This window comes from Corynebacterium propinquum DSM 44285, assembly GCF_000375525.1.
GTDB lineage: Bacteria > Actinomycetota > Actinomycetes > Mycobacteriales > Mycobacteriaceae > Corynebacterium > Corynebacterium propinquum.
The window spans coordinates 110,642-131,021 of sequence record NZ_AQXC01000001.1; the positions used below are offsets into that span (position 1 = coordinate 110,642).

The window sequence follows — 20,380 nt, forward strand, 5'->3', positions numbered from 1 at the left end:
TTAGCCCACGGATCCTTCCATTTGTAGTTCGATCAGACGGTTCAATTCGAGTGCGTATTCCATCGGCAGTTCCTTGGCAATCGGCTCAACGAAGCCACGCACGATCATTGCCATCGCTTCTTCTTCCGCGATACCGCGCGACATCAGGTAGAACAACTGCTCTTCAGAAACCTGCGACACCGTAGCTTCATGGCCGAGAGTCACGTACTCGTTTCGAATGTCGTTGTACGGGTAAGTGTCCGTGCGCGAGATCGAATCAACCAGCAACGCGTCGCACTCAATATTCGACGTCGAGTGCTTGGCATTCTTGTTGACCTGCACCAAACCGCGGTACGAAGCACGACCGCCAGCACGGGCAACGGACTTCGAAACGACATTGGACGAGGTACGTGGTGCCATGTGCACCATCTTGGCGCCGGTGTCCTGGAACTGGTTCTCGCCAGCGAATGCTACGGACAGCACTTCGCCCTTGGCGCCTTCACCGGTCATCCACACTGCGGGGTATTTCATGGTGACCTTGGATCCGATATTGCCATCGACCCATTCCATGGTGGCGCCTTCTTCGGCCTTCGCACGCTTGGTCACCAGGTTGTAGACGTTTTGCGACCAGTTCTGGATGGTCGTGTAACGGCAACGGGCGTTCTTCTTCACGACGATTTCGACGACAGCCGAGTGCAGCGAATCCGACTTGTAAATCGGTGCGGTGCAACCTTCGACATAGTGGACGTACGCGCCTTCGTCAACGATGATCAGGGTGCGCTCAAACTGGCCCATGTTTTCCGTGTTGATACGAAAATATGCCTGCAGCGGAATATCGACGTGGACACCCTTTGGTACGTAAATAAAGGAGCCACCTGACCACACGGAAGTGTTCAACGCAGAGAACTTATTGTCACCGGCTGGGATAACCGAGCCAAAGTACTCTTTAAAGATATCTTCGTACTCACGCAGGCCAGTATCAGTGTCCACGAAGATAACGCCCTTTTCCTCCAGGTCCTCACGGATCTGGTGGTAGACAACCTCAGATTCGTACTGGGCTGCGACGCCAGCAACAAGGCGCTGTTTCTCTGCCTCTGGAATGCCCAACTTGTCATAGGTGGACTTAATATCTTCCGGCAAGTCCTCCCAGGAAGCAGCCTGGCCTTCAGTGGAAGAAACGTAGTACTTAATCTGATCGAAGTCGATGTCAGAGAGGTCAGCACCCCAAGTTGGCATCGGCTTCTTATCGAAAATGCGATAAGCCTTCAAACGAGCTTCGAGCATCCACTCTGGCTCGTTTTTCCGGCGGGAGATATCGCGGACAACGTCTTCGCTAATTCCGCGTTGCGCAGAGGCGCCCGCGGTGTCAGAGTCATGCCAGCCGTATTCATAAGCACCGATCGAATCGATAATCTCATCATCGGTCATCTGCGGTGTCTCTGGCTTAGATTGTGCCTGAGTCATGACCAGCTCCTTTCGTGATGGTATGTGCTTGCGTCAAGGGAATATTTGTGGTGCAGATCCCGTGGCCTTCCGCGATGGTAGCCAAAGGTTGCACATGTTGGCTGAGAAGCGAGGTAATGACCTCATGCTCGGCTTCGCATAATTCGGGATGCTCTGCTGCCACGTGTGCGATCGGGCAATGGTGTTGGCACACCTGAATGCCGGATTCTGACGGGCGCACCGTCGACACGTAGCCGTGTGCATTCAACACGTCTGCCAGTTGCTGGGCAGTGTGTTCAACTGCTTGTTCATCAACCTCCTCGTCGGCGTCGGCAAGAGATGACGCCGGTGTTATTGTATCGAGAAGTTTTCGAACACGCTGTCGCGCGAACGCACGAACGGCATCGGAGCCCCCTGCTTCACGCAGTGCATCGAGAGCATCGGATGCCAGACAATCGTAGGAGTGTCCGAAATACGCACGTCCCCGATCTGTCAGGCGGAAATGCTTCGCTGGTCGACCGCGCGATTGTCCCTGCGGACGACGCTGCACGGTTTCAGTCAGCCCATCTTCTACCAAAATGTCCAGGTGCCTGCGCACACCCGCGGCCGAGAGGCCGAGATGATCACCGAGCGTACTGGCCGTCACAGGCCCAAGCGTGAGTAACAAGTGCATTACTTGGCGACGAGTCTCGCCTTCAGTGGTTCGTGTTTCTTTTCCGGAAACCCCAGCAGCCGTGCTGGAGCCACTTCCACCTTCGGTGTGTTTATTGGACTGAGTCACCCTCATGCACCTCCTTTACCCTTCATCGGCGGTAAATCATTTGACAACACTAGTGTTCCTTAAATGACGTGCAGTGTCCAGCTGGGGCCACAGTGGGCCATCCGAACATCAAAAACGCACACACAACGAGTGAGATGTATTCATTCGGTCCCACCGGTGCTCACCAGAAGGCACACCAGTATGACTAAAATGAATCTTCGTGAATTTGCGCACGCTCAACCCATGGCCTTCTATTCGCGCGGTTGCCCCGCGGGTAGGCACTGCTGGTTCACGCTCTGCGCAATTGCACGATGACAACGTAGCGCCACCCGAACGCGATACGCCGACCATCCGCGAATCCCGCATTTTTCATTCCTGGCAGTGGCTAGGCACCGTTGCCACGCTGCTTATTGGCCTCGGCGGCTTGGGGGCAGGAGCGCTACCAGTCGTCAATAACCCATATTCGGATTTCCCCTTGGGGTCGATCATGGCCCGTATGCTGCAAACCTCCTCGGCATTAGTCATGCTCGGCATCGGCATACTCGTCGTTGCCTGGCTCGGCATGGCGCGGTTCGTTGGAATCAGCCTCAGGTTTGGTCACCAGCAGCGGCTGACCATCACGACTCGCGAATTAAAACTCACGCTCGTTGCGTGGTCGTTGCCGTTGCTGTTTACTGCACCGCTATTTACGCAAGATATCTACTCTTATCTGGCAAATGGCTCGATTGTTGCGCAAGGCATGAGTCCGTACGAGGCTGGGCCGGTCGAACTTCTTGGCACAGAACACCCTTTGGCTCGCTCGGTTCCTTTCATCTGGGCACAATCACCGTCGCCATATGGCCCAGTCGCATTGGGTATTGCCGGTGCTATTAGTCAGCTCACCGGAGACGGCATTGTATTCGGCGTGCTGGCGCACCGCATCATCTCACTTCTTGGAATTACCGCAATGGCCTGGGGATTAGCCAAACTTTCGCGACGCTGCGGACTCGCGCCGGAAAGCGCACTGTGGCTTGGCGTGCTCAACCCAGTGGTGATGCTGCATCTTTTGGGCGGCATCCACAATGAAGCAATTTTATTAGGGTTTTTGCTTGTCGGAATTGAATTAGCGTTACGTGGAATGGACCATCCGCACGCGTTTCAACGCTGGGGATTACTGTGCGCCAGCGGATTTTTCATCTCATGCGCCGGGATGGTCAAGGTTACTGGCTTTATTGCCTTAGGTTTTGTGGGTATGGCTCTAGCACGGTGGCTGGTCGGTTTCGGAATGCGGCGCGGATTGGCTGTCGTGGTTGCAGCTTCTTTCTACTTTCTTATTCTTACCGCCAGCATCATCGTCGTCACGCTTCTTACTGGCATCGATCTTGGTTGGATCAGTGCACAAGGCGGTGCGGCCACAATCCGCAGTTGGCTGTCTCTGACAACGGCATTAGGGGTCATTAGCGGTTTCGTCGGCACGCTTTTGGGCCTAGGAGATCACACAGAATCCATCCTGGTACTCACTCGAACTTTAGGTGTGGTGGTTTCTGGAGTATTCCTGCTCCGCATGCTGTTTGCCACATTTCGCGGTGCTATCCACCCAGTAGGTGGTCTGGGCATGGCGACGTTAGTGTTGGTGATCTTTTTCCCGGTGGTACACCCCTGGTACCTACTGTGGGCGATCGTGCCACTGGCTGCATGGGCAAATCGTGCCGTATTCCACCTGTTGGTCACCATCTACTGTGTGATCGTCAGTTTTCTGACTCTACCCCGAGGAATGGCGTTGCCACCGGAGGTTGTCACCGGCATTTACCTCCAAGCATTGCTTACTGCCCTGGTGCTTTGTGCTGTTTTCTGGGTTATTCATTACCTGCTTCGGCATCGCAAAGCATCTGCCCTAGAATGAAGACCGTGCATACAACTTTCGATGGCTCCGATGGATCCGACGCGAACAACGCGCCCGCCGTGGTAATCGACAACGTCAGCAAGAAATTCGGTGACACAATCGCAGTCGATGAACTAAGTCTGACAGTTCCACGCGGGTGCATTGTTTCTTTGCTTGGCCCCAATGGAGCGGGAAAAACCACCACCATCGAAATGTGCGAAGGCTTCACGCAACCCACTTCCGGCCAGATCTCCGTGTTGGGAATGGATCCCGCAACGCAACCGGATAAGGTGCGCCAACGCATCGGCATGATGCTGCAAGGCGGCGGCGGATATTCTGGCGCCACCGTGGCCGAACAACTCACCCTTGCCGCTAAATACTATAAAAACCCACATGATCCGGAATGGCTCATCGATATCGTCGGACTTTCCCAGCACCGCTCTACGACGTATCGGCGTTTATCCGGCGGCCAACAGCAGCGTCTTTCGCTTGCCCTGGCGCTGCTACCCCGACCAGAATTAATCTTTCTCGATGAACCAACTGCTGGAATGGATGCCCAAGCGCGTAGGTTAACCTGGGAGCTCATCGAGGCCCTGCGTCGTGACGGCGTGACCGTGGTACTCACCACCCATTTGCTTGATGAAGCCGAAAAATTGTCCGACTATGTCTACATCATCAACCACGGGAAGTTGCAGGTTGCGGGCACGCCGCACGAGCTACTCACACAAACCGCGGGGGAAAGTCTGACGTTTGCTACCGACGTTGAGCTTGCCGACGATCTCTTCCCCGCCGAGTGGACGGTGACTGCAGTCGGACACCACCGCTATCGCTTACACTCAGCCCCTACCCCAAAGCTGCTCGCTCAGCTGACCGCCACCTTGGCCGAGCACAATATCTTATTGCGCGAATGTAATGTCACTGCCCGTAGCCTAGAAGATGTCTTCCTAGCAGTAACCGAAAACGTTGATCACAGTGCATAGTTTTAGTACCGACACTTTCCGTCCAGCGCCGAACCCGGCCTCATTCGCCAGAATCGCCGCCGCACAAACGCGAATGGAAACTGCGCTGATTATGCGCCACGGCGAACAGTTACTTTTGAATATTGTTGTTCCACTCGCCATTTTAATCGGGGCTTCTGTGGTACCGGTATTAGGCGAAGACCGCGGCATTGATGAAATTTTTCCTATGGTCCTAGCCGTGGCTGCCATGGGTTCTGGTTTTACCGGACAAGCCATCGCGGTAGCCTTTGACCGCCGCTATGGTGCCTTAAAGCGCTTGGGAGCTTCCGGTGTCCCCCGTCGGGCAATAATCGTCGGCAAGATCGCCGCGATCGCCATCGTCACCTTGTTGCAAGCGATCCTGCTGGCTATTGCAGCAGCAGCGCTCGGTTTTAGTACCGGTATCGTCGCATACCTCCTGTCGGCCGTAGTACTGCTGCTATCCGCTGCCAGCTTTACTGCTTTTGGGCTCTTATTGGGCGGTACTCTCGCGGCCGAAAAAGTTCTGGGCTTGGGGAATTTCTTCTGGCTTGTGTTGCTCGGCGTTGTCGGCTGGGTGCTGTATTCGCAAGGCCTGTCCAGTAACGGAGCATGGACGATAGTGCCGTCGGTCGCTGTGGCCTCGGGGCTAACGGAAAGTTTGCGCGGCACCATCCCCATCACCGAATTGGCCGTGATCTTAGCCTGGGGATTAGGTGCAGCAGGGTTAGCAAGTAAGAAATTCAGGTTCTCCTAAAACTTCGAACCTGCTGTGGGCAATCCCTCAGGCTACTCGCCGCGTAAGCGTTCGGAACCCGAGTTTGTGCAGAGTAGGATGAGCGATGTGAGTAGCGTAAATCAGCAGACACACCAAAGCCTGAAATGGCAGCGACGGCTCGCCCTAATCCTGCTTATTTCGCAAGCCGGAATTACGGTATCTGGCTCGATCGTTCGGGTCACAGGCTCCGGGCTAGGCTGTGATACTTGGCCGAATTGCCACGAAGGCTCCCTCGTGCCCGTCGCTGGCGCACAGCCGTGGGTGCATCAACTCATCGAATTCGGTAATCGCCTACTGACCTTCGTCGTTGCCGCAGCCGCCATCGCCGTACTCGTAGTCGTCATGAAAGCTGGCCGACGCCGCGAACTCGTCGTCTACGGCACACTCTCAATCATCGGCATCGGCGTGCAAGCTGTGATCGGCGGCATCTCTGTGCATATGGACCTGCACTGGTGGTTCGTCGCATTGCACTTCTTGCCTTCGATGGCACTCGTGTGGATCGCCGCACTGCTGTACGCGCGGATCCCAGAAGACGACCAGCAAGCACCACACCGGGTCTTTGGTGCGCATACGCGTCGATTCGCACTCGCGGGCGCCATCGCCTTGGCAGTCGTGTTGATGACCGGCACGATGGTTACCGGTTCCGGACCACATTCTGGTGATGCAGATGCTGGAATGGAAGGCCGTTTAGAGCTCGATACCGAAGTTCTAGCAGTCGTGCACGCGGTATGCATGTACGCCTACTTGCTGCTTACTCTGCTGGTGCTGTGGCAGTTGTACAAACAAAAAGCTCCACAGCGAGCCAAACGCACCGCGTGGGTGCTAGTCGTAGTCATCATCATCCAGTGGGCAATTGGCGTCGCACAGTTTTACCTCGGCGTCCCCCGGTGGACCGTGCCGTTCCACATTGCGATGAGCTCAGTGGTCGTGGCGTTTACCGCTGTTCTCTGGGCTCGGGGCTACGCCCGACCGCACTATGACATTCAGCGGTCAGAGGATCGGCAACTCCAGACCAACTAACTCACGACGCTGCCGCAGTCTGTAACCTCGGTAACCATGAAGGCAATACAGATTGAACAAACCGGCGGGCCGGAAGTCCTTCAGCTCGCTGAGGTTGCAGCACCTGAACCATCCGACGGACAAATCCTCGTCGATGTCCTCGTCGCTGGTGTGAACTACATCGATACCTATTATCGCGAGGGCATTTACGACGCCGAACCACCGTTTACTCCCGGATTTGAAGGCGTCGGGCGGGTCCGCCATGATCCACAAGGCGAAATCGCTCAGGGCACCATGGTCGCCTGGAACACCGCATTCGGATCCTACGCAGAACAAGTCTGTGTAGATCGTGACAAGGTGGTGGCAGTACCTAATGATTTTGACCTACCAACTGCCGCTTCCATGCTGCTGCAGGGCATCACCGCGCATTATTTAACCCACGGAGTCTACGAACTTGGTGAAGGCGATAGCTGTGTCATCACCGCTGGTGCAGGCGGGGTTGGCTTGGTAGCCACCCAGCTCGCAGCGGCAGCTGGTGCCACTGTCTACACAGTGGTCTCATCCGCAGAAAAAGAACAGCTATCGTATGACGCCGGGGCAACCCGTGTTCTCCGCTATGGGCCGGACCTAGTTGAACAGGTTCGCGACCTCACAGACGGTCGTGGTGTTGATGTGGTGTATGACGGCGTCGGCAAGGATACTTTTGCGCAATCGCTCGATATGGTCCGCGAGCGCGGTGTCGTCTGCTTGTTCGGTGCTGCGTCTGGCCCGGTGGATCCCATTGACCCGCAAGTCCTCAACCAAAAGGGCTCCATCTTTCTTACGCGACCATCCGTGGCCGGTTGGACGAGCCGCGAAGGTGAATTCCAAATGCGCGCCCAAGCCGTCGTACAGGCTGTCGTCGACGGAGACTTGCGGTTTCGGGTCAGCAACTCCTATGCCCTGGAAGACGCTGCCCAAGCCCACCGTGACCTACAAGACCGCAAAACTACCGGCTCCATCGTCTTGCGCGTGCAGGAAGACGAATACGCCTAAGCAGCGTTGCTAGTGGTGCTAGGCCTTAAGCCATGAACGGTGTCCAGCCGATAACAGCATCGACGGACAAGGTGAGGAATAAAATCGCCAAATAATTATTTGACCAGATGAACAGCGCCATGGGTTGCACCTTGGCGCCTTTTTTCACGCCTTGGTGTAAACGATTGGCCATGTATAAGAACACCGCCGCCGTGCTGACAGCACCGACGAGATAGATCCACGACGCAGCTGGGATCAGCACAAAAGAGGTAATAACCATGGCGACTGAGTACAGCAGAATCTGGCGGGTAACTTCGGATTCCTTGGCGACGACGGGCAACATTGGAATACCCGCTCGCTTGTAATCGTCCTTGTACTTCATAGCCAGGGCCCACGTGTGTGGTGGCGTCCAGAAGAAGATAATCAAAAACAACGCGATTGCTTGCCACCACTGTGCAGGCTCGCCCGCAGGCGCATTATCGGTGATGACAGCCCAACCAACCATGACTGGCATACATCCAGCAAGGCCACCCCACACGATGTTTTGCGAAGTACGACGCTTAAGAAACTTGGTATAGACCAGGATGTAATGCACGTTGGTCAGAATCACGAACAGCGCGGCAAGCCAGGAATGTGCGAGTAGGCCCAACCACAGCACAGAGATAATCAGCAACACTGAGCCAAATACCGCGGCTTCGCGTTTCGACACGGCGTCGTTCACCAACGGCCTGCCGCGGGTGCGCTTCATTTTTTGGTCGAGTTCATAGTCAGCGACCATGTTGAAGGTGTGCGCGGCAGAAGCACCCATCCAGCCACCCAATAATGTGAGGATGATCAAGCCGAAGTTATTGGCTATCGCTTCCGTGCCGCGTTCTGCTTGCAATATGGCAGGAAGCGCGGCCACCAAGAGCAGTTCAATGATCCGCGGCTTGGTTAATGCGAAATATGCCTTGATCTTCCCCAAGGAAAAATCCTCCAACAACGTGCCAATTAATTCTCTCCACGCCCATTATTGCTAGCAATCGGGCGCCTTAAGAGATAGTCGTTTACAAAGGGCGGAAAGTTCCCACCTACTTTCGGCGGATAAGAACTCACTGTCTCGAACCACCATAGCCTACACGCATCCTCGGGTGTCGCTCATAATCGCATGCAAGTACGCAAACTTAGACAGCTACCTTTAGACTATGGGCAGACCATCGTCGTCACAGTGATAGAACGTCACCGTGATAAGCCATCACCGTTGTAAACAGATTGATGCGAGGAACCTGCTGTGTCACTGTCCCCCAAATTAAAAGCTAAGACCGTACGTCGCTACCCAAGTGACTGGAGCGAGACCGATACCCGCGCAGTAGATACCGTGCGTTTATTAGCCGCCGATGCCGTGCAGAACTGCGGTTCTGGCCACCCTGGCACCGCCATGTCTCTCGCGCCTTTGGCTTATACGCTCTACCAGCGTGTGCTCAACCACAACCCTGCCGATCCACAGTGGGCTGGGCGTGACCGTTTTGTACTTTCCGTGGGCCACTCATCCCTGACGCAATATATTCAGCTTTTCCTTGGTGGTTTCGGCTTGGAACTCGAGGATTTGCAGAAGCTGCGCACCTGGGGTTCATTGACTCCAGGGCACCCAGAATACGGCCACACTGCTGGCGTCGAAATCACGACTGGCCCATTGGGACAAGGCTTGGCGTCATCGGTGGGCATGGCTATGGCTGCCCGCAAAGAACGTGGTCTATTTGACCCGGACGCACCTGCCGGTGAATCCCCATTCGATCATTACGTCTACACCATTTGCTCGGATGGCGACGTACAGGAGGGTGTAACCGCCGAAGCGTGCTCACTGGCGGGTACGCAACAGCTCGGAAACTTGATTGTCTTCTGGGACGACAACAACATCTCCATTGAAGATGACACCGATATTGCATTCTCGGAGTCCGTCGCTAAGCGCTACGAAGCTTACGGTTGGCAAGTTCTCGAAGTAGGTTCCGGCGAAGACGTCGCCGCCTTGGAACAAGCAATCAAGCTTGCGAAACAAGACACGTCACGGCCGACCTTTATTCGCGTACAAACTGTTATCGCTTACCCCGCACCCAACGCTATGAACACGGGCGCATCGCACGGTGCCGCACTCGGAGAAGAAGAAATCCGTGCGACAAAGAAGTTCCTCGGTTTTGATCCGGATCAACATTTCCATGTCGATGACAAGGTGTTGTCACACACGCGTGAGCTGGTCAACCGCGGCACCGAAGCACAACAGGCATGGCAGAGGCGTTTCGATGCGTGGGCAGAAAAAAACCCTGAGCGCAAACAGCTATTCGACCGCATGACGGCCTACGAGCTACCGGAGAACTTCGGCGAGAATATGCCAGTCTGGGAACCTGATGCCAAAGGCATTGCCACCCGAAAGGCGTCGGCGGAAGCCATCCAGGTATTAGCTGCCCAGCTGCCGGAACTATGGGGCGGATCGGCAGACCTTGCCGGCTCTAACAACACGGTAATCAAGGGCGCACCGTCGTTCGGTCCACAGTCGATTTCGACGGATATGTGGCAGGCCGATCCCTTGCAGGGACGTAACTTGCACTTCGGTATCCGTGAACACGGAATGGCCGCAATCATGAACGGCATCGCGTTGCACGGACACACTCGCGTGTACGGCGGCACGTTCTTGATTTTCTCGGAATACATGTACCCAGCTGTACGTCTGGGCGCGTTGATGGGCACTGACACCTATTACGTATGGACACACGACTCCATCGGCCTGGGCGAAGATGGCCCAACCCACCAACCCGTGGAAACCCTGGCTGCGTTGCGTGCGATCCCGAACTTGTCGGTAATCCGCCCTGCCGATGCCAACGAAACTACCCAAGCGTGGGTTGCCGCAATGCGGAAGGAGAAAGGCCCCAAGGGGCTGGCGTTAACCCGACAGAATGTTCCAGTATTGGACGGCACCGCCGAAAAAGCCGCAGAGGGCGTCGCCAAGGGCGCTTATGTCTTGGTGGAAGCCTCCGCCTCGCCAGAATTGATCCTGATTGCGACCGGCTCCGAGGTGCACCTGGCAGTAGCTGCAGCACAGCGCTTGGAAGCCGAAGGAACCCCAACGCGAGTGGTATCGGCTCCGTGTCTGGAATGGTTTGAGCAACAGGATGAGGCTTACCGGGAATCGGTATTGCCACGCGAAGTTCCTGCACGCGTCTCCATCGAAGCTGGTCTGGCGATGCCATGGCACAAATACACCGCACCTTATGGACGCCAAGTTTCTTTGGAGCACTACGGAGCTTCTGCCCCGGCGGAAGAACTCTTCGAAAAATTCGGCTTTAGCGTCGACAATGTGGTCGCTGAGGCGAAGAAGGCTCTGGATCAAGCACCGGCCGCCTCGAAGGTTTCTGGGTGGGGTGAAAAAACCACCTCCGGCACCGCTTCTGAATCGCTGGCCCCAGCACATGCCGTGGATTCTGCAGACGCCGATTCTGCACTCGCGGAACTAGCCGCGGTCGGCACCGCTACTTGGCTGGATGATCTCTCCCGCGAGCGCATTACTTCCGGCAACCTCAAGGAACTCATTGAAACCAAATCGGTTTTGGGTGTGACCACGAACCCATCAATTTTTTCTGCTGCGATGAGTAAAGGTGATTCTTACGACGCTGATATCGCGGAGCTAGCACAGAAGAACCCAGCTGCCGACGAAGCAGTCTATGAATTAGCAATTGCCGACGTGCAAGATGCGTGCGACGTTTTGTCGTCGGTGTATGAACGCACTGGTGGTGCCGACGGTCGCGTCTCCATCGAGGTTGACCCGCGAATTTCTGCCGATACTGACAAGACCTTGGAGCAAGCTCGCAGCCTGTGGCAGAAAGTCGGCCGCGAAAACGCAATGATCAAGATTCCGGCCACCCCAGAAGGCTTGTCGGCGATCACCGCGACCCTAGCAGAAGGAATCTCTGTCAACGTCACCTTGATTTTCTCCGTAGAGCGCTACCGCGAGGTCATCCAAGCCTATAAGGAAGGCATCAAACAAGCCCGCGACAACGGCCATGACCTGTCCAAGATTCACTCGGTTGCGTCTTTCTTCGTTTCCCGGATCGATACCGAAGTCGATAACCGTCTCGACGAGATTGGCACGGATGAAGCACGCAGCCTGCGCGGACAGGCTGGTATCGCTAACGCTCGACGTGCATACGCTCTGTTTATTGATGAGTTCCAGGACTTTGACATTCCAGGCGCCAACAAACAGCGGCCGCTGTGGGCGTCGACTGGTGTCAAAAACCCACACTATCCTGCCGACATGTACGTAACGGAACTGGCTGGTCCGGACACCGTAAACACTATGCCGGAAGCAACGCTGGAGGCCGTACTCGAAAGCGGTATTATCAAGGGTGACACGTTGACTGGTGCTGGTGACAAAGCTGGCGCAATCTTTAGTCAGCTGGAATCCGTAGGCATCGATTTCGCCGAGGTCTATGCCAAACTCGAGCTTGAAGGCATTGACAAGTTCGTTAAGGCATGGGAAGAACTGCTGGAATCTATGTCGCAGCGTTTGCGCTAAAGTACCCCTGCCAGTTCCCCATCTAACTTTCCATAGCATGACACCGCCCATGGTTATGGGCTGAGAAAGGACCATTCGCCTGTGACGTCGAATCCTTGGCATAATCCCCTGCGCAATCCGCACGATTCCCGACTGCCGAGGATCGCCGGCCCTTCGGGCATGGTGATTTTCGGAGTCACAGGCGATTTGGCCTATAAGAAGCTCCTGCCAGCTATTTATGATTTGGCCAACCGCGGCCTGTTATCCTCAGCATTCGTTCTGGTTGGCTTTGGCCGCAGGGAGTGGTCCAACGACGATTTCGTGGATTACGTCAAAGCCGCCGTACAAGACGGAGCGCGCACTCCGTTCCGGGAAAATGTCTGGCGCCAGCTGGCTGCCGGCATGGAATTTGTCACCGGGGGCTTTGATAACGACGGTTTCGACCAGCTCGCCGCACGAATCGCTGAGGTAGATCAACACCGCGGTACCGCTGGCAACTGGGCTTACTATCTGTCCATTCCCCCCAGCTTTTTCTCCGAAGTATGCCACCAGCTCGAGCGCACCAATATGGTCAGCACCGAGCCCGGTGCTTGGCGTCGGGTGATCATTGAGAAACCGTTTGGCCACGACGAAAGCTCAGCTCGCGAGCTCAACGAGATCGTCAACCAGGTATTCCCTGAGGATTCGGTCTATCGCATTGATCATTACCTTGGCAAAGAGACCGTTCAAAACATCCTGGCGCTGCGTTTTGCCAACTCGATTTTTGAGCCGATCTGGAATGCCCGCCACATCGACCACGTCCAAATCACCATGGCCGAAGACATCGGGCTCGGAGGGCGCGCCGGGTACTACGATGGTATTGGGGCTGCACGCGATGTCATGCAAAACCACCTCTTGCAGCTTTTGGCGTTGGTCGCGATGGAAGAACCCATTTCGTTCACCCCCGATGCGCTGCGCGCTGAGAAGGTGAAAATTCTGCAAGCAACCTCGCTGGCCACCCCGCTGGAGCATACTACCGCGCGTGGGCAATATTCCGCGGGCTGGCAGGGCTCTCAACAAGTCCAAGGCCTGCGTGAAGAAGAAGGCTTCGATCCCGAATCGACCACCGAAACCTATGCAGCCTGCACGCTGGAAATTAATTCACGTCGATGGGCTGGGGTGCCGTTCTACCTGCGCACTGGCAAACGCTTGGGGCGCCGCGTGACCGAGATCGCGCTGGTTTTCAAGCACGCTCCCCACCAACCCTTTGCGAAAAACGGTGCCCAGCATGGACAAAATACCGTGGTTATCCGTGTGCAGCCGGATGAAGGCGTGCTGATGCGCTTCGGATCCAAGGTTCCCGGCTCTGGTATGGAAGTTCGCGACGTGAATATGGATTTCTCCTACGCAGAGGCATTTACCGAGGAATCCCCCGCCGCCTACGAGCGCCTGATCCTCGATGCGCTGCTAGACGAGTCAAGTTTGTTCCCGACGAACAAAGAAGTGGAACTAAGCTGGGCGATTTTAGACCCGATGCTGGAATACTGGCAGCATGCAGACCAACCAGAAAGCTATCCCGCGGGTAGCTGGGGGCCTGCCAGCGCTGATGCGATGTTGGCACGACGCGGCCATGCCTGGCGGCGCCCGTAGACCGTGTCCGTGACTGACCTGCACAAGGAGTAATTAGCAACCATGATTCATTTCCTCACGGATACGACCACCACCGATATTGCCCGCGAGCTTAATCTGGCGCAAGAGCATTACACGCTGACCACTGGCCGAGTGTTGACGCTCATCATCATCGCTTCAGCGAGTGACGACGTTGAGGCCATCTTGCGCGCCAACCGCGATGCATCGCACGAGCACCCGGCCCGGGTACTGATTTTGTTGACGGCTGACTCTAACGATGACACCTACCTCGATGCTGAGCTGCGCGTTGGTGGTGAAGCCGGGGCATCTGAGATCGTCGTCATGACGCTCAACGGCGCGATGGCACACCACCCGTCGTCGATCGTCACCCCGTTGTTGCTGCCGGATACACCTATCGTCGCGTGGTGGCCTAATGTGCATCCTGATAACCCAGCTGCGGACCCAATAGGAAAGATCGCGCAACGTCGCATCACAAGCGCCCAGGACTTTTCGCAACTAGCCCGCAACTATGCGCCCGGTGACTCGGATACCGCGTGGTCGGCGATCACCGCGTGGCGTGGCATCGTTGCCTCAGCTCTGGATCGTTACCCACACCACGACGTGCACTCAGTGACCATCATCGGGAATCAAGGTCCCGAGCACGCCATTGCAGCAGGCTGGCTTGCCGACGCTTTAGGAATCCCTGTAACCCGTACGGCCGTGAGCCATGAGGATTCACCGCATGCTATCGATGCACTGCACTTAACGATGGATGATGGTGAAACTCTGAGCATCTCCCGCGCTGATAACCACACTGTCAGCGTCCACGTCCCAGGGGCTGCGCGTAGCCTCGTCGCGCTCAACGTCCGTAGCTGGGCAGAACGACTATCTGAAGAATTGCGGCATCTGGAACCAGACGATACATACGCACGTGCCCTTCGTGCAGCCAACGACGTGAAAGGACAATAATGACCACAGTCTTTCCTGCAACCGACAAACAGGACATGGCGCACAAGGTGGCACAGCGATTCGTTGATTTAGTCACCGAAATTCACGCAACCGGAGGTGGGGCACACGACGACGGCACTGTGCGCGTGGTGTTGACCGGTGGCTCTTCAGGAGCCGCGGTGCTCGAAGCTCTAGCTAGCAAAGGTACGGAGCTGGATTGGTCCCGTATCAGGATCTTTTTCGGGGATGAACGCAACCTGGCCGTCGACGATCCAGAATCCAACGAAGGGCTGGCACGCCGTGTCTTGCTTGACCAGCTGAATATTCCCGAAGACAATATTCACGGTTATGGCCTGGCTGGCAACGATGACCTTACAGATCGTGCCCGAGACTACGCCGCGGTGCTAGCGGATTTTGCGCCCGCGGGTTTTGACCTCCACCTCGTAGGCATCGGTGACGATGGGCATATCAATTCGTTGTTTCCCCACCACGCGGGGCTCGACAACGAAGCAACCGTCATAGCGGTGACGGACTCACCTAAGCCCCCAGCAGAGCGGCTGAGTTTGGGTATTCGCGCGGTGACGCATTCTGACCGGATTTGGTTTCTGGCTGCGGGAGAAAATAAATCCGATGCAGTCGCGCAGGTGCTCTCCACCGCGGAACCGGACAAGTCATGTCCAGCCACACTCGTGCATGGACGTATCGAAACTCTCTTGTTTAGTGACGTGATCCCCGCGCACTAATTTATGCTTGTGCACTACCCATCGCTGCACAAGCACTAGAATCCTGGGAAAGCACCGACACGCGAAAAACCCACCGGCTGGAAATGATTCCAACCGGTGGGTTCGTCGTTAGTGCGATGACGATGTGCAAGTTAAGCGAACTACAAGTTATAAGCCTGTAGCAAGTTCAACGCGACGATCGCTGCAATCCAAATCAACGCCAGGACGATTGTGTAGCGGGTCAGGTTCTTTTCCACCACGGTAGAACCAGACAAATTAGACTGCACGCCACCACCGAACAGGCTCGACAAACCGCCACCTTTGCCCTTATGGAGCAAGATGAAAATAGTCATCAATACTGCTGTAACCAGCAGGATGATCTGCAGCGCTAGTTGCATTCAGGTGTTCCTTCACAATGAGTGCGAGTTTATAGGTATACCGACGGTCGAGTATACCCTTAATGGGCAGCGAATGGGTGATTTGCTAAACCTGCGAGACGGATGCTGCTGCTAACTTAGCAAATTCTTCGCCATCCAGTGACGCGCCGCCCACCAGGCCGCCGTCGACGTCTGGCTGCGCAACGATATCCCCGATGGAATCCGTGCGCACTGAACCTCCATACAAAATGCGTATTGCTTCTGCTGTTTCCTCGTCTGCAAGCCTAGCGATCAAGCCGCGGAGTGCCTTGCACACCTCTTGCGCATCCTTTGGTGACGCTGCTTTGCCTGTGCCGATTGCCCAGATTGGCTCATAGGCCACGACGGTGTTCTTCAGCTGCTGAGGATCCAAACCGTCCAAGGAATTGCGGGCCTGCTCCACAATATAGTCGAGGTAGCTACCCGATTCCCGGATGTCTAGCGACTCACCGACACACACGATCGGCTTGATACCATGTCGATGCGCCACCTGGGCTTTCTGTGAGACCAGATCAGAGGTCTCGTGATGATAGTGGCGCCGCTCCGAATGGCCGACAATGACCCACTCGCAGCCCAATTTGGCAAGCATTGGTGCTGAAACATCGCCGGTATACGCTCCCTTTTCTTGGGAAGCCAGATTCTGTGCGCCGTAGCTGATCTTCATTTTCTCGCCACTGACCACGGTTTGAATCGAACGTAGATCAGTAAATGGTGCCAGCACCGCAATATCGACCTGTTCGTAGTACTCTTTCGGCAAAGCAAACGTCAGCTTCTGGATATTCTTGATGGCCTCGAGGTGGTCGAGGTTCATCTTCCAGTTACCGGCAATGAGCGGAGTTCGTGCCATGTGGTTCTCCTTGTGATGGTGCTAAACGTTCGGGTTTTTCAGGCAGTTTCTAGCGGGTCAGGACAGCGACGCCTGGAAGTTCTTTTCCTTCCAGGAATTCCAAGGAGGCTCCGCCACCAGTGGAAATATGGCTAAATCCAGCTTCATCCAGGCCTAGTGCGCGCACCGCAGAGGCAGAGTCCCCTCCACCGACAACGGTGAATGCTCCATTATCTGTGGCCGCAATAATGGCCTTGGCGACGCCTTCGGTACCCCGTGCAAATGGCTGCTTCTCGAATACGCCCATGGGACCATTCCAAAACACCGTCTTTGAGCCGGTAATGAGTTCTGCGAACTTCTCCACTGATTTCGGTCCGATATCCGGGGACAGCCAGCCTTCTGGGATGTCTGCGAGCCCGACAACCTGAGTATTCGCGTCGGCGGAAAATTCATCGGCGGCTAGCAGATCAACCGGCAGACAAATCTTGTCGCCGAAACGTTCCAGCAACTGTTGGCACGTCGGAATCATGTCTTCCTGCAGCAGCGAATTCTGCACGTTATAGCCCTGGGCAGCAAGGAATGTGTAGCACATACCGCCACCGATGATGATGTTGCGCGCCTTGCCTGCCAGCGCTTCAATAACGCCCAATTTATCGGAGACTTTTGAACCGCCCAACACCACGGTGTAATCCTGCTGCGGATCATCCGCAACCGCCGAAAGCTTTTCTAGCTCTGCCTCAACCAGGTACCCGGCATAGGCATCCAATTTGCCAGCAACCTCGAAGACCGAAGCCTGCGCGCGATGAACCACGCCAAACCCATCCGAGACAAACACTCCGTCATCAGCAGCTAACGCGGCCAGTTCCGCTGCGAACTCTTCCCGCTCGGCTGCGTCCTTCGACGTTTCCCGAGCATCGAAACGCACGTTTTCCAGCAACATGACGTCACCGTCGTTAAGCCCATTAGCACGTTCATGGGCATCTTCCCCCGTCACATCCTGCGCCAAAGCAACCCACTGGCCCAAAGCATCAGACAAAGCTTCCGCAACCGGCGCCAAAGAATACTTCTCGTTGAACTCGCCTTTCGGGCGGCCCAGGTGAGAAGCGATAATCACCTTGGCACCGGCGTCGACAAGCGCCTGAATAGTTGGCAACGCCGCCGTAATACGGCCGGGATCAGCGATGGCACCATCGTCGGTAAGCGGAACATTGAGATCCGCCCGCACCAATACGTGGCGGGAATCCAGGTCTTGCTCCAACAACTGCGCTAGCTTGCGAAATGCCAATGTCTCTTCCTTTACGCGATCAGATTCGTGTGCGATTCTACAGCGAACAATTTTGCAGCGAACAATTACTTGCGACGGACAAGCTCTGGCACGCTTCAATCAGTCCGAGGTTACAGCTGCGCCCCTACGTGTTTGCATAGTCGCAGCAACTGGCTACTGTAGCCCCATTCGTTGTCGTACCAGGCCACTACTTTGACCAAGGAGTCGCCGATAACCTTCGTCAACGGTGCATCAAAAATTGCGCCGTGGCCGTTGCCAACAATGTCGCTAGAGACCAATGGGTCTTCGGAATACTGCACAATTCCTGCCAAATGGCCCTCCGCCGCTTTCTGGATGGCTGAGTTAACCTCGTCGACGGTAACGCCGCGCTCGGCCTGGAACGTCAGCTCCATTGCCGAACCAGTGAGTGTAGGAACCCGTAATGCATAACCATCGAGCTTGCCAGCAAGCTCCGGAATCACAATGCCCACCGCTTTGGCTGCCCCCGTCGAGGTCGGAACAATGTTTTGTGCAGCCGCACGCGCCCGCCGAAGGTCCTTGTGCGGGCCGTCGACAAGCTGCTGGTCACCGGTATAGGCATGCACGGTCGTCATCAACCCGCTAGCGATCCCGAATTCCTGATGCAGGATCGACGCGATTGGCGCCAGGCAGTTTGTGGTGCACGAGGCTGCGGAAATGACGTCGTGTTGGGTTGAATCGTAAGAATCCGAATTGATTCCATACACAAAAGTCGCATCGACATCCTTGCCAGGTGCCGACAAAATCACCTTTTTTGCGCCCGATTCCAAGTGTGGGTGGGCTTGCTCGCTGGAGCGGAATTTGCCGGTAGCTTCAACCACGATATCGACGTCGTGGGTTTCCCACAGCAATTGCGACGGTTCGTTGATGCTGGTTAACGCAATACGCTGCCCATCGACAACCAGGGAATTTGCCTCACCAGATTCGACAGAAACGGTGGCCGCGAGCGGACCTGACACGGTGTCGAACTTCAACAGATGTGCCAAAGTTTCCGGCGGCGCCACGTCGTTAATGGCAACAATCTCAATATCTCCCGGCGATTCCAGGACGGCGCGCAAAAAGCTGCGCCCAATTCGGCCGAAGCCGTTAATTGCTACACGAGTCATAGCGCCATATTACCGCGTGACGGCAGCAACCGCTGTTCGTTTCTGAGTTTCCCCTTAGTTTTCTGCACTCTCGGAGTCATTGGAGTGATTGTTGTGCTCAGTAGCCGCAAAATCGTCGTCGAAAAGGTCCTCGTCGATGCCCTCGGAGGTATCCGGAATGCCGAGTTCTTCCGCACGCTTATCCGCCATCGATAACAGTCTGCGGATACGTCCAGCAACCGCGTCTTTGGTCATCTGCGGATCACCGAGCTTACCCAGTTCCTCCAACGACGCCTGACGGTATTTCACGCGGAGATTGCCCGCATCCGCTAGATGCTCCGGTACCTCGTCGCCAAGAATTTCCATCGCCCGGTGCACCCGGGCAGCGGCTGTCACCGCAGCACGTGCTGATCGACGTAAGTTCGCATCATCGAAATTGGCCAAGCGATTCTGCGAAGCCCGGGCTTCTCGCCGCAAGCGTTTCTCGTCCCATTCCAGGCGCGTAACCTGCGCTCCCATACGACTCAGTAACGCACCAATCGCTTCCCCATCGCGTATGACCACTCGGTCCGTGCCGCGGGATTCTTTGGTTTTCGCCGCGATTCCCAGCCTGCGCGCACAGCCCACCAAGGCAAGAGCTGCTTCTTGACACGGGCAAGAAACTTCCAACGACGAGGAACGACCCGGCTCCGTGAGAACTCCCTGGGCTAAAAACGCTCCCCTCCAGGCGGCCTCATTGTCAGCAATCGTTCCAGAAATTACCTGCGGGGGAAGGCCCACTACCGCATGCCCAGATTTCGTCACCAGCCCAAGCCGACGGGCAATCATCTTCGCATTCCGGGTGATACTCAGTTGGTAGCGCGGATTCTTTTGCGCACTGGCAGGACCAGCTGCGGTGGGACGAATCGTGATATTAAACAATTCTTCCAAGTCGTTTGCCAATCGCTGCGCCACCGATAGTGAACTTAGTTCCACCTCGATCGTCAAAATATCGCCGACGATTTCCATCGTTCCCGCTAATCGCAAAATTGCGGCGACTTCTGCACTCCGAGCGGATTGCTTAGCAGGAACCACCCGAGTGAGTTCCTCTTTGACTTGGTCTGTGAGCCCCACAGCAGCACTCTGCCTTTCGTCTGATG

General features: G+C 55.8%; 16 protein-coding genes and 2 pseudogenes. 10 read left to right on the forward strand and 8 right to left on the reverse strand.

Annotation, left to right across the window (positions count from 1 at the left end; translation table 11 throughout):
- Entirely contained in the window at window positions 1-1,443 is a 1,443-nt protein-coding gene (sufB, locus tag B142_RS0100530) for a Fe-S cluster assembly protein SufB (RefSeq protein ID WP_018119583.1), read from the reverse strand.
- Window positions 1,424-2,209: a helix-turn-helix transcriptional regulator gene (locus B142_RS0100535; RefSeq protein ID WP_081604885.1), complete on the reverse strand. Its 786-nt coding sequence runs from the start codon at window positions 2,207-2,209 to the stop codon at window positions 1,424-1,426. The genes sufB and B142_RS0100535 overlap by 20 nt, the downstream gene beginning before the upstream one ends.
- Window positions 2,210-2,402: 193 nt before the next feature.
- Here B142_RS0100535 and mptB point away from each other — a divergent pair, with 193 nt between their 5' ends.
- The 5 genes from mptB to B142_RS0100560 all read left to right on the forward strand — a co-directional run bounded on the left by mptB (window position 2,403) and on the right by B142_RS0100560 (window position 7,832).
- A complete protein-coding gene (gene mptB, locus B142_RS0100540) occupies window positions 2,403-4,064 on the forward strand; it encodes a polyprenol phosphomannose-dependent alpha 1,6 mannosyltransferase MptB (protein WP_018119585.1) in 1,662 nt (553 codons plus the stop codon).
- On the forward strand, window positions 4,061-5,023 hold the full coding sequence (locus tag B142_RS0100545) for an ABC transporter ATP-binding protein (protein ID WP_018119586.1): 963 nt from the start codon (window positions 4,061-4,063) through the stop codon (window positions 5,021-5,023). Before mptB ends, B142_RS0100545 begins: the two co-directional genes overlap by 4 nt.
- Window positions 5,024-5,096: 73 nt before the next feature.
- A complete protein-coding gene (locus B142_RS0100550; RefSeq protein WP_018119587.1) occupies window positions 5,097-5,777 on the forward strand; it encodes an ABC transporter permease in 681 nt (226 codons plus the stop codon).
- 78 nt (window positions 5,778-5,855) lie between these two features.
- A complete protein-coding gene (locus B142_RS11435) occupies window positions 5,856-6,818 on the forward strand; it encodes a COX15/CtaA family protein (protein WP_051067287.1) in 963 nt (320 codons plus the stop codon).
- Window positions 6,819-6,854: 36 nt separating this feature from the next.
- Window positions 6,855-7,832: a quinone oxidoreductase family protein gene (locus B142_RS0100560; protein ID WP_018119589.1), complete on the forward strand. Its 978-nt coding sequence runs from the start codon at window positions 6,855-6,857 to the stop codon at window positions 7,830-7,832.
- 25 nt (window positions 7,833-7,857) lie between these two features.
- Here B142_RS0100560 and B142_RS0100565 read toward each other — a convergent pair whose 3' ends face one another.
- Window positions 7,858-8,793 carry a heme o synthase gene (locus B142_RS0100565; protein WP_018119590.1) on the reverse strand — a complete coding sequence of 312 codons (936 nt, stop codon included), beginning with the start codon at window positions 8,791-8,793 and terminating at the stop codon, window positions 7,858-7,860.
- A 288-nt stretch (window positions 8,794-9,081) separates the two neighbouring features.
- On the opposite strand from B142_RS0100565, the pseudogene tkt reads away from it, so the two are divergent.
- The 5 genes and pseudogenes from tkt to pgl all read left to right on the forward strand — a co-directional run.
- Window positions 9,082-11,175: pseudogene (tkt, locus tag B142_RS13915) on the forward strand (transketolase); the annotation flags it as partial.
- Between the two features lie 114 nt (window positions 11,176-11,289).
- Window positions 11,290-12,354 (forward strand): annotated as a pseudogene (gene tal / locus B142_RS13920) (transaldolase); the annotation flags it as partial.
- Window positions 12,355-12,435: 81 nt separating this feature from the next.
- Window positions 12,436-13,962 (forward strand): glucose-6-phosphate dehydrogenase, encoded by a 1,527-nt coding sequence (gene zwf / locus B142_RS0100575; RefSeq protein WP_026167704.1) that lies wholly within the window; start codon window positions 12,436-12,438, stop codon window positions 13,960-13,962.
- 42 nt (window positions 13,963-14,004) lie between these two features.
- On the forward strand, window positions 14,005-14,910 hold the full coding sequence (locus B142_RS0100580; RefSeq protein ID WP_018119593.1) for a glucose-6-phosphate dehydrogenase assembly protein OpcA: 906 nt from the start codon (window positions 14,005-14,007) through the stop codon (window positions 14,908-14,910).
- Window positions 14,910-15,632 (forward strand): 6-phosphogluconolactonase, encoded by a 723-nt coding sequence (gene pgl, locus B142_RS0100585; protein WP_018119594.1) that lies wholly within the window; start codon window positions 14,910-14,912, stop codon window positions 15,630-15,632. Before B142_RS0100580 ends, pgl begins: the two co-directional genes overlap by 1 nt.
- Window positions 15,633-15,772: 140 nt before the next feature.
- On the opposite strand, the gene secG is transcribed toward pgl, so the two are convergent.
- The 5 genes from secG to whiA all read right to left on the reverse strand — a co-directional run bounded on the left by secG (window position 15,773) and on the right by whiA (window position 20,354).
- Window positions 15,773-16,009 (reverse strand): preprotein translocase subunit SecG, encoded by a 237-nt coding sequence (gene secG, locus B142_RS0100590; RefSeq protein ID WP_018119595.1) that lies wholly within the window; start codon window positions 16,007-16,009, stop codon window positions 15,773-15,775.
- Window positions 16,010-16,094: 85 nt separating this feature from the next.
- Window positions 16,095-16,874 carry a triose-phosphate isomerase gene (gene tpiA / locus B142_RS0100595; protein WP_018119596.1) on the reverse strand — a complete coding sequence of 260 codons (780 nt, stop codon included), beginning with the start codon at window positions 16,872-16,874 and terminating at the stop codon, window positions 16,095-16,097.
- A gap of 49 nt (window positions 16,875-16,923) precedes the next feature.
- Window positions 16,924-18,138, reverse strand: coding sequence for a phosphoglycerate kinase (locus B142_RS0100600; protein ID WP_018119597.1), 1,215 nt, complete (start codon window positions 18,136-18,138; stop codon window positions 16,924-16,926).
- Window positions 18,139-18,248: 110 nt separating this feature from the next.
- Complete coding sequence (gap, locus tag B142_RS0100605) at window positions 18,249-19,262, reverse strand: type I glyceraldehyde-3-phosphate dehydrogenase (protein ID WP_018119598.1); 1,014 nt, start codon at window positions 19,260-19,262, stop codon at window positions 18,249-18,251.
- A 54-nt stretch (window positions 19,263-19,316) separates the two neighbouring features.
- A complete protein-coding gene (gene whiA, locus B142_RS0100610; RefSeq protein WP_018119599.1) occupies window positions 19,317-20,354 on the reverse strand; it encodes a DNA-binding protein WhiA in 1,038 nt (345 codons plus the stop codon).
- Window positions 20,355-20,380 lie beyond the last annotated feature (26 nt).

What these genes read in the sequence shown, in the direction of transcription:
- secG (WP_018119595.1), bottom strand. Translation starts at nt 16,009, where the DNA reads ATGCAACTAGCGCTGCAGATCATCCTGCTGGTTACAGCAGTATTGATG.
- B142_RS0100535 (WP_081604885.1), bottom strand. Translation starts at nt 2,209, where the DNA reads ATGAGGGTGACTCAGTCCAATAAACACACCGAAGGTGGAAGTGGCTCC.
- gap (WP_018119598.1), bottom strand. Translation starts at nt 19,262, where the DNA reads ATGACTCGTGTAGCAATTAACGGCTTCGGCCGAATTGGGCGCAGCTTT.
- B142_RS0100580 (WP_018119593.1), top strand. Translation starts at nt 14,005, where the DNA reads ATGATTCATTTCCTCACGGATACGACCACCACCGATATTGCCCGCGAG.
- B142_RS11435 (WP_051067287.1), top strand. Translation starts at nt 5,856, where the DNA reads ATGAGCGATGTGAGTAGCGTAAATCAGCAGACACACCAAAGCCTGAAA.
- B142_RS0100560 (WP_018119589.1), top strand. Translation starts at nt 6,855, where the DNA reads ATGAAGGCAATACAGATTGAACAAACCGGCGGGCCGGAAGTCCTTCAG.
- sufB (WP_018119583.1), bottom strand. Translation starts at nt 1,443, where the DNA reads ATGACTCAGGCACAATCTAAGCCAGAGACACCGCAGATGACCGATGAT.
- pgl (WP_018119594.1), top strand. Translation starts at nt 14,910, where the DNA reads ATGACCACAGTCTTTCCTGCAACCGACAAACAGGACATGGCGCACAAG.
- B142_RS0100545 (WP_018119586.1), top strand. Translation starts at nt 4,061, where the DNA reads ATGAAGACCGTGCATACAACTTTCGATGGCTCCGATGGATCCGACGCG.
- tpiA (WP_018119596.1), bottom strand. Translation starts at nt 16,874, where the DNA reads ATGGCACGAACTCCGCTCATTGCCGGTAACTGGAAGATGAACCTCGAC.
- B142_RS0100550 (WP_018119587.1), top strand. Translation starts at nt 5,097, where the DNA reads ATGGAAACTGCGCTGATTATGCGCCACGGCGAACAGTTACTTTTGAAT.